This is a genomic window from Faecalibacillus sp. MSK20_93 (assembly GCF_020589945.1).
In the GTDB taxonomy this organism is placed as follows: domain Bacteria; phylum Bacillota_I; class Bacilli_A; order Erysipelotrichales; family Coprobacillaceae; genus Faecalibacillus; species Faecalibacillus intestinalis.
This window is the reverse complement of the sequence record NZ_JAJDKA010000077.1, coordinates 1-9,584: the sequence shown is the minus strand read 5'-3', so window position 1 is coordinate 9,584 and position 9,584 is coordinate 1. Positions and strand designations below refer to the sequence as shown.

General features: G+C 30.9%; 9 protein-coding genes. All 9 read left to right on the top strand.

Annotated elements, in window-relative coordinates:
* The first annotated feature begins 142 nt into the window (after positions 1–142).
* Positions 143–1,417 (top strand): 3-isopropylmalate dehydratase large subunit, encoded by a 1,275-nt coding sequence (leuC, locus tag LJD34_RS14750; RefSeq protein ID WP_032089414.1) that lies wholly within the window; start codon positions 143–145, stop codon positions 1,415–1,417.
* Entirely contained in the window at positions 1,417–1,893 is a 477-nt protein-coding gene (gene leuD / locus LJD34_RS14745) for a 3-isopropylmalate dehydratase small subunit (RefSeq protein WP_032089413.1), read from the top strand. Before leuC ends, leuD begins: the two co-directional genes overlap by 1 nt.
* A 10-nt stretch (positions 1,894–1,903) precedes the next feature.
* On the top strand, positions 1,904–2,986 hold the full coding sequence (gene leuB, locus LJD34_RS14740; RefSeq protein ID WP_227360254.1) for a 3-isopropylmalate dehydrogenase: 1,083 nt from the start codon (positions 1,904–1,906) through the stop codon (positions 2,984–2,986).
* A 12-nt stretch (positions 2,987–2,998) separates the two neighbouring features.
* Entirely contained in the window at positions 2,999–4,678 is a 1,680-nt protein-coding gene (ilvD, locus tag LJD34_RS14735) for a dihydroxy-acid dehydratase (RefSeq protein WP_032089411.1), read from the top strand.
* A gap of 16 nt (positions 4,679–4,694) precedes the next feature.
* A complete protein-coding gene (ilvB, locus tag LJD34_RS14730; RefSeq protein WP_147580844.1) occupies positions 4,695–6,374 on the top strand; it encodes a biosynthetic-type acetolactate synthase large subunit in 1,680 nt (559 codons plus the stop codon).
* 95 nt (positions 6,375–6,469) lie between these two features.
* On the top strand, positions 6,470–7,273 hold the full coding sequence (locus LJD34_RS14725; RefSeq protein ID WP_227360253.1) for a hypothetical protein: 804 nt from the start codon (positions 6,470–6,472) through the stop codon (positions 7,271–7,273).
* Between the two features lie 43 nt (positions 7,274–7,316).
* A complete protein-coding gene (locus tag LJD34_RS14720; protein ID WP_227360252.1) occupies positions 7,317–8,237 on the top strand; it encodes a TraB/GumN family protein in 921 nt (306 codons plus the stop codon).
* Between the two features lie 18 nt (positions 8,238–8,255).
* The gene (locus LJD34_RS14715) at positions 8,256–9,308 is read left to right on the top strand and encodes a MerR family transcriptional regulator (protein WP_227360251.1); all 1,053 of its coding nucleotides are present in this window, start codon (positions 8,256–8,258) and stop codon (positions 9,306–9,308) included.
* Between the two features lie 21 nt (positions 9,309–9,329).
* Positions 9,330–9,584 (top strand): MerR family transcriptional regulator (locus LJD34_RS14710; protein WP_227360250.1); only part of this gene is annotated, 255 nt, incomplete at its 3' end.

Below are 9,584 nucleotides of genomic sequence, written 5' to 3'. Positions count from 1 at the left end.
GAAATCAGAAAATTATATTCTTGGTCTGATGAAGATAAATTAATTAATAACTAATCAACACACTTTAGTGTGTTGTCATTGGAAAGTCATGACTTTCTAATGACAACCTACTAAGGTTAAAAATGAAGGGGGAATTTAAAAAATGGCAATGACAATGACACAAAAGATCTTAGCAAAGCATGCGGGATTAGATCATGTTGAAGCGGGACAATTAATTGAAGCAAAATTGGATGTTGTAATGGCAAATGATATTACAGGGCCTATGGCATTACCAATTTTTGATAAAATGGCAGATAAAGTCTTTGATAAAGATAAAGTGGTTTTAGTGCCAGATCACTTTACACCAAATAAAGATATTAAATCTGCAGAAAATTCAAAAGCAATTTTGGATTTTACAAACAAACAATGTTTAACACATCGTATGGAACAAGGTAAATGTGGTGTAGAACATGCTATCTTACCAGAAAAAGGAATCGTTGTGGCTGGTGAATGTATTATTGGGGCAGACAGTCATACATGTACTTATGGGGCATTAGGAGCTTTTTCTACAGGTGTAGGAACAACAGATATCGCTACTGGAATGGCAACTGGTGAATTATGGTTTAAAGTACCAAGTGCTATTAAATTTGTGATTACTGGTAAACCAAGTGAATATGTTAGTGGGAAAGATGTTATTTTACATATTATTGATAAAATTGGTGTTGATGGGGCTTTATATAAATCAATGGAATTTGTTGGAGACGGTATTCAATATTTAACAATGGATGATCGTTTTACAATTTGTAATATGGCCATTGAAGCAGGAGCTAAAAATGGTATTTTCCCTGTTGATGATCAAACAATTGCTTATATTGAAAAACATTCTAAAAAGCCTTATGAAGTCTTTGAAGCTGATGAAGATGCTGAATATGAACAAGTGGTAGAAATCAATTTAAGTGAAGTAAGACCAACTGTTGCATTTCCTCATTTGCCAGGAAATGGACATACAATTGATGAAATTGAAGAAATGGATAAAATCTATATTGATCAAGTCGTTATTGGATCATGTACAAATGGACGTTTATCTGATTTAGAAAAAGCAGCAGCAATTTTAAAAGGTAAAAAAGTTGCAGACAATGTACGTGTGATGGTCGTACCAGCAACACAAAAAATCTTCTTACAATGTATTCAAAAAGGTTTAGCTGAAATCTTTGTAGAAGCTGGATGTGCATTCAATACACCAAGTTGTGGACCATGTATGGGTGGTCATATGGGTGTTATGGCTAAAGGTGAAAAATGTGTTTCAACAACAAACCGTAACTTCGTAGGTCGTATGGGAGATACAGAAGCACTTATTTATTTAGCTTCTCCACAAGTTGCTGCAGCAAGTGCGATTGCTGGATATATCGCAAATCCTGAAAAGGTAGGTAAAGAATAATGAAAATTTATAAATATAAAGATAATGTAGATACAGATGTAATTATTCCTGCACGTTATTTAAATTCATTTGATGCAAAAGAACTTGCAAGTCATGCTATGGTGGATATTGATCCTACTTTTGCTTCAACTGTAGAAAAAGGAGATATCATTGTAGCAGGTCAAAACTTTGGTTGTGGTTCTTCAAGAGAACATGCACCTCTTTGTTTAAAAACTGCTGGGGTTAAATGTGTTATCGCAAAAAGCTTTGCGCGTATTTTCTATCGTAATTCAATTAATATTGGTTTTCCAATTATGGAATGTGAAGAAGCAGCTGATAAAATTGAAAAAGGTGACGAAGTAGAAGTTGATTTTTCAACAGGTGTAATCACAAATAAAACAAAAAATGAAACTTACCAAAGTCAACCATTCCCAGAATTCTTACAAAAAATGATTGATGCTGATGGTTTAGTAAATTATGTAAATTCTAAAAAATAGGGGATAAAAAATGGAAAAGAATATAGCGGTTATTAAAGGTGATGGAATCGGGCCTGAAATCGTTACAGAAGCGATGAAAGTTTTAGATGCTGTTGCTAAAAAATACAATCATAAATTTAATTATACAGAAATCTTAATGGGTGGTTGTTCAATCGATACTTATGGTGTGCCGTTAAGTGATGAAGCTTTAAAAATTGCTAAAAAAAGTGATAGTGTTTTATTAGGGGCTATTGGTGGAAATACGACAACTTCACCATGGTATAAATTAGAACCATCATTAAGACCAGAAGCAGGTTTATTAAAAATTAGAAAAGAATTAGGGTTATTCGCAAATTTACGTCCTGCTTATTTATATGATGAATTAAAAGGGGCTTGTCCACTTAAAGAAGAATTAACTGCAGGTGGATTTGATATGATGATCATGCGTGAATTAACTGGTGGTCTTTATTTCGGTGAACGTTCTACTGAAAAAGAAGGAGATCAAATGGTTGCTCGTGATTCAATGAGTTATAGTGAAAGTGAAATTCGTCGTATTGCTAAACGTGGATTTGATATTGCAATGAAAAGAAATAAAAAAGTAACAAGTGTGGATAAAGCAAATGTTTTAGATACTTCTCGTTTATGGCGTAAAGTTGTTGAAGAAGTTGCTAAAGAATATCCTGAAGTTACTTTAGAACATATGTTAGTAGATAACTGTGCAATGCAACTTGTAAGAGATCCAAAACAATTTGATGTTATTTTAACTGAAAATATGTTTGGTGATATTTTATCAGATGAAGCAAGTATGGTTACTGGTTCAATTGGAATGTTATCAAGTGCTTCTTTAAGAGAAGATAGTTTTGGTATGTATGAACCAAGTCATGGTAGTGCACCAGATATTGCTGGACAAAATATTGCTAATCCAATTGCAACTATTTTATCAGCAGCAATGATGCTTCGTTATTCTTTTGATTTAGATCAAGAAGCAAAAGATGTGGAAGATGCTATTGAAAAAGTATTAAAAGAAGGATATCGTACAACAGATATCATGTCTGAAGGTAAAACATTAGTAGGTACTCGTGAAATGGGAGACCTTATTGTAAGTCATTTATAGGAGGATATAGGGATGAAAAGTGATTTTGTAAAAAAAGGAACTGAAAGAGCTCCTCATCGATCATTATTTAATGCCGCTGGGTATACAGATGAAGAATTAGAAAGACCATTAATTGGGGTTGTCAATTCTTTCAATGAAATTGTTCCAGGACATATGAACTTAGATAAAATTTGTGAAGCTGTAAAAAAAGGAATCTATCTTGCTGGTGGAGTACCCGTAGAAATTCCAGCAATCGCTGTATGTGATGGTATTGCCATGAACCATACAGGTATGAAATATTCACTTGTTACACGTGAATTAATTGCTGATAGTACAGAAGCCATGGCTGAAGCACATCAATTTGATGGTTTAGTTATGATTCCTAACTGTGATAAAAATGTACCAGGATTATTAATGGCTGCTGCCAGAGTCAATGTTCCAACAATCTTTGTTTCTGGTGGACCAATGTTAGCTGGTCGTAAAATGGATGGTAAAAGAACATGTTTATCTTCATTATTTGAAGCTGTAGGACAATTCAATGCAGGGAATATGACAGAAGATAAACTTCATGAATTTGAACAAAAAGCATGTCCAACTTGTGGTTCATGTTCAGGTATGTATACAGCAAACTCAATGAACTGTTTAACTGAAGTTTTAGGAATGGCTCTTCGTGGAAACGGAACAATTCCAGCAGTTTATTCAGAAAGAATTAGACTTGCAAAACATGCAGGTATGCAAATCGTAGAACTTATTAAAAAAGATATTCGTCCTCGTGATATTATGACTGAAAAAGCATTTATCAATGCTCTAACAATGGATATGGCACTAGGATGTTCAACAAACTCAATGCTTCATTTACCAGCTATTGCTCATGAAGCAGGAGTTACTTTAAATCTTGAAATTGCGAATGAAATTTCTAAGAAAACACCTAACTTATGTCATTTAGCTCCAGCTGGTGATACATTTATGGAAGATTTAAATGAAGCTGGTGGAATTTATGCAGTTATGAATGAAATTAATAAATTAGGTTTATTATCAACTGATCTATTAACTGTTACTGGGAAAACAGTAGCTGAAAATATTGAAGGATGTGTTAACTTAGATCCTGAAATCATTCGTCCAGTGGAAAATCCATATTCACCTTATGGTGGTATCGCTGTTTTAAAAGGAAATATTTGTCCAAATGGTGCCGTTGTTAAACAATCAGCAGTTGCTAAAGAAATGATGGTACATACCGGACCTGCTCGTGTCTTTGATTGTGAAGATGATGCCATTGTTGCTATCCGTGAAGGAAAAATTGTTAAAGGTGATGTTGTTGTTATTCGTTATGAAGGACCTAAAGGTGGACCTGGAATGCGTGAAATGTTATCACCAACTTCAGAAATCGCTGGTATGGGCTTAGATAAAGATGTTGCTTTAATTACAGATGGTCGTTTCTCTGGAGCTACTCGTGGAGCTTCAATTGGGCACGTAGCACCTGAAGCTGCTTTAGGTGGACCAATTGCTTTCATTGAAGAAGGAGATATTATTGATATTGATATTACAAATCATTCAATGAATGTACGTGTTAGTGATGAAGAAATGTCTGCAAGAAAAGCTAAATGGCAACCAAGAGAACCTCGTATTAAAAAAGGTTACTTAGTAAGATATGCTTCTTTAGTAACATCTGCAGATAAAGGTGCTGTATTACAAGCACCAGAAGAAAAAAAATAAAAGGAGGAAAAACAAAATGATGTTAACTGGTTCAGAAATTATATGTGAATGTTTAATTGAACAAGGTGTCGATACAGTGTTTGGTTATCCGGGAGGAACTATTCTTAACGTCTATGATGCACTTTATCGTTATCAAGATAAAATCAATCATGTTTTGACCTCTCATGAACAAGGTGCTTCTCATGCCGCTGATGGTTATGCAAGAGCAACAGGAAAAGTTGGTGTTTGTATGGCTACTTCAGGACCAGGGGCAACAAACCTTGTTACTGGAATTGCGACGGCTTATATGGATTCAACACCACTTGTTGCTATTACTGCAAATGTTGGTGTTGAAATCTTAGGGCGTGACAGTTTCCAAGAAATTGATATTACTGGTGTGACAATGCCAATTACAAAACATAATTTTATCGTTAAAGATATTAAAGATTTAGTGCCTACAATTCGTAAAGCATTCTATATTGCAAAAGAAGGTAGACCTGGACCTGTCTTAGTAGACGTTACTAAAAACGTTACTGCAGAAAAGATGGAATTTGAACCACTTCAACCAAAAGCTATTGAACCTAAAACTGAAACATATACTGTTGAAGATTTAGATCAAGCAATTGAAATAATCAAAGAAAGTGAAAAACCATTTATCTTTGCTGGTGGTGGTGTTATTTCATCTGGTGCAAGTCAAGAATTAAAAGAATTTGCAGAAAAAATTGATGCACCTGTTTGTGAAACATTAATGGGTAAAGGGGCTTTTGATAATACAAGACCTCGTTATACAGGAATGCTTGGAATGCATGGAACAAAAGCAAGTAACTTTGGGGTAAGCCAATGTGATTTATTAATTACAGTTGGTGCACGTTTCTCTGATCGTGTTACTGGTAATACTCAAACATTTGCTTCTAATGCTAAAATTATTCACATTGATGTAGATGCCGCTGAAATCAATAAAAATATTCAAGTTGATTTAGGTATTATTGGTGATGCTAAATGTATTTTAAATGAATTAAATAATAAGTTAGAAAGACAAAATCATCCACAATGGTTAAAACAAATTCGTGATTTAAAAGATCGTTATCCACTTAACTATGATGATTCTACTCTTACAGGACCTTATGTCCTTGAACAAATTGATTATTTAACAGATAGTAATGCGATTATTTGTACAGATGTTGGGCAACATCAAATGTGGGCTGCTCAATATTATCATTATCGACGTCCACGTCAATTAATTACTTCAGGTGGAGCTGGAACAATGGGATTTGGTTTAGGTGCTGCAATTGGTGCTAAATATGGAAATCCTGATTTCCCGGTATTCAATATTGCTGGTGATGGATGCTTCAGAATGAATATGAATGAACTTGCTACAGCAAGTCGTTACAATGTGCCTATTATTCAAGTTGTTATCAACAATAAGGTATTAGGAATGGTAAGACAATGGCAAACATTATTCTATGGTAAACGTTATAGTAATACGATTTTAGATGATAAAGTTGATTTCTGTAAAGTTGCTGAAGGATTAGGATGTAAAGCAATTCGTGTTTCTACTAAAGAAGAAGTTGCTCCAGCTATTAAAGAAGCTTTAGATACAAATGGACCTGTTTTAATTGAAGTAATGATTGGTAAAGATGATAAAGTTTTCCCAATGGTTGCTCCAGGTGGTGCTATTTCTAAAGCATTTGATGAATCTGATTTAAAAAATAAATAATTTATGAAAGATCAAATAGAAATATTTGGTCTTTTTTTGTTTTTTGAAGAAAAAAGGAGACAACATGACGAATATATATTGTGGAGGATAAAAATATGAATGGGATTCAAAATAAAAAATGTATGTATGATTATTGTTGTCAAAGAATTATTTGTCATAAAGAAATTCTATCAAGAATTATTCAAGAATATGTAGAAGAAGCAAAGAAAATGACAATTGAAGAAATAAGTAAACATATTTATGGTATTAAAATGTCTTCATTAGAAGAATATATTTACTCAAAGAAAAGAGATAAAAATAATAAACAAGATGTACGATGTTATTTTAATTTAAAGGAATGTATTCAAATCAATATCTATTTAAATTTAGACTATAAAGAAGATGCACATGTAAATAAAAGAAAGAAACATAAAGTATATCATTTATATTTTATAACCCAATCTTTAGAATATGATGATGGAACTGTTTTAATGAATATAAATTCCCAACTAAACATTTATAAATCCAGGATTTATATTTCAAATCGATATCGATCAAATAATGAATGTAAACAACATAATGAAGTTCTTACTTTAATGCACATCATCTTAAGTTATCGAATGGGTGCAAAGTATAAAGAAAGATCAATAAAAAAATACATAAATAATAAAGAAATAGATAAGGAATTAGAGATAATGTGTAATTTAAGTCAAGCTATAGAAATGGATATTAAAGAAAAGACAGTCAGAAAAGTGACAAGAGAAGTTACAAGACAGAATAATGTCAGAGCTATTTATAATATTATGAAAAATCTAAATGTTTCTTTTGATGTGGCGATAGATATTTTAGGTTTTACTAAAAATGAAAAAATTATTTTAAAAGAATATTTAAAAAATAAAGAATACTTATTGACCTTATAGTAACTCTAACGTGTATGTTTTGGTTAGAAAGAAGGGAAATAAAATGAAAAAGAGTGTGAAATTAGTCATGATCATTGTTTTATTGATGGCAGGTGGGTGTACGACTCAAAAGAAAGAAGAAAACACAAGAATCATCGATACAAGTATGTTTCTTTACAAAGTATCTGATCAAAAAGGAGGATATTCATATTTGTTTGGAACATTTCATCCAGGAAGGTATCCTATTAAAAGTTTGGATAAGGTAACAGAAAAGGCATTAGATGAAAGTGATTCAATTTATTTGGAATGTGATATGAAACCATCGCCAAAAGAAACAGAAGAAATCACTAAATACAATACGTACAATTCAATTCGTGATTTAGGTCTAGAAGATAAATATGAAAATCTAATGAAACAATACAAAAGTTTGAAAGGAAAACCTGGCTATGCATTTTATAATGTATTTGTTATAAGTTCACTTGTAATTAATGACCCTGAAGTATTGAATAAGGCAAATATAAGTAAATTTAATGCAATTGATAATTATATTTATGAGTATGCTCAAAAGAAAAAGAATTTTAAAGAAGTAGAAGGTATTGAATTTCAAATGAAGCTATTAACTGAATTATCAGGGGATTACTCAGAGACGATATTAGATAATTTAGCAAATAAAGAAATGGTAATAAAAAGTGCTAAAGAAGATTTAGATGCTTATTATAGTGGTAATACACAATATTATGAAGATGAACAAAATTTATTGTTAAATCAGTTAGAACAATTAAATGATAGTGATAAAGAAAAGTATGAAAAGTATTGGAATATACTTGCATATAATAGAAACATTCATATGAAAGATACTTTAGCTGATGGTATTCATAATAATAAACATGATTTTATAGGTGTAGGATGTAAACATCTCTATGGTAAAAAAGGAATTATCCAATTATTAAAGGATGATGGCTATTTAGTTGAATGTATGAAATAATGAAGGTAGGTGAAAATTATGCAAATAAAAGAGGTTCAAGAAAAACTAAAAATCAGTTCTTATACACTAAGATATTATGAAAAGATGGGACTCATTCAACCTTATCGTGATGAAAATGGTTATCGAAATTACAGTGAAGAAGATATTCACAAAATAGAAAGAATTATGTTTTTAAGAGATATCAATGTACCTATAGAAGATATTAAAGATATCTTAAATAATAAAGTTACATTTCAAGATGTCTTAGAAAATCATATTGAAAAAGTAAATACCGAAATAGAATCATTACAATATATAAAAAACATGTGTGAAGATTTAAAAGAAAAGAATATTCCTTTATTAGATCAAGTAATTGAAGATAATCAAATAGGAGATAAAAAAGTCAAAAAAAGAGATTTAAAGAAAGTATTTGATTATTTTAAAAAAGATCAAACGGTGATTATTGGAACTAAATTTGATTTGAATATGTATTTTAGAACATTTATTTGTGCATTGATTACTGCTCCAGTTCTAGCATTTGCTGTTACTAAGTATCTACAAATGGTGCATATTTTAGAAATGGAAACTGTTATGAATCATATTTTCATTTATTTAATATTAATGATTTTAGTTATGTTACTTTCAATTGTGAGTATTTCTTATATGTGCTCACGACAAAAGTATATAGAACTTACAGATAATAAGATTTCTATTTTAGATGCAAAAAAAGTATCACATATAAAATTAAGTTATCTAATTTTAAAGAAAGATTTAACAACTATTATGGAGAATTATAGTTGGGAGGATTTAAAATATGTAGAAATTAAATTAGTAATTAAGTACGGTGGAATAGGAATGGGAACAAGTAAGACGATGTATTATTATTTACCAAAATATATATTTCATTTTAAAAATTCTTCAAGCAAAAGTTTTTTAGAATGGAATAATCCTAAAGCTGCTTATCAAATATTAAGAAATAAAAATATAGAAATTGTGACTAGTGATGAAATATTAGATTGTTTTGAACAAAAGGAATTAAGTGTTTATGATTTCTTTGAAAATATCTATCATAAAAATGGTAAAAACAGATAGTTAAAAAAGTAGGTGAAAATTATGCAAATAAAAGAGGCTCAAGAAAAATTAAAAATCAGTTCTTATACACTAAGATATTATGAAAAGATGGGATTGATTCAACCATATCGTGATGAAAATGGTTATCGAAACTATAGTGAAGAAGATATTCACAAAATAGAGCGAATCATGTTTTTAAGAGATATCAATGTACCTATAGAAGATATTAAAGATATCTTAAATAATAAAGTTACATTTCAAGATGTCTTAGAAAATCATATTGAAAAAGTAAATACC

Excerpts from the sequence above, each read along its gene's own strand:
- leuB (WP_227360254.1), top strand. The coding sequence starts at position 1,904 with ATGGAAAAGAATATAGCGGTTATTAAAGGTGATGGAATCGGGCCTGAA.
- leuC (WP_032089414.1), top strand. The coding sequence starts at position 143 with ATGGCAATGACAATGACACAAAAGATCTTAGCAAAGCATGCGGGATTA.
- leuD (WP_032089413.1), top strand. The coding sequence starts at position 1,417 with ATGAAAATTTATAAATATAAAGATAATGTAGATACAGATGTAATTATT.
- LJD34_RS14725 (WP_227360253.1), top strand. The coding sequence starts at position 6,470 with ATGAATGGGATTCAAAATAAAAAATGTATGTATGATTATTGTTGTCAA.
- LJD34_RS14715 (WP_227360251.1), top strand. The coding sequence starts at position 8,256 with ATGCAAATAAAAGAGGTTCAAGAAAAACTAAAAATCAGTTCTTATACA.
- ilvB (WP_147580844.1), top strand. The coding sequence starts at position 4,695 with ATGATGTTAACTGGTTCAGAAATTATATGTGAATGTTTAATTGAACAA.
- LJD34_RS14720 (WP_227360252.1), top strand. The coding sequence starts at position 7,317 with ATGAAAAAGAGTGTGAAATTAGTCATGATCATTGTTTTATTGATGGCA.
- ilvD (WP_032089411.1), top strand. The coding sequence starts at position 2,999 with ATGAAAAGTGATTTTGTAAAAAAAGGAACTGAAAGAGCTCCTCATCGA.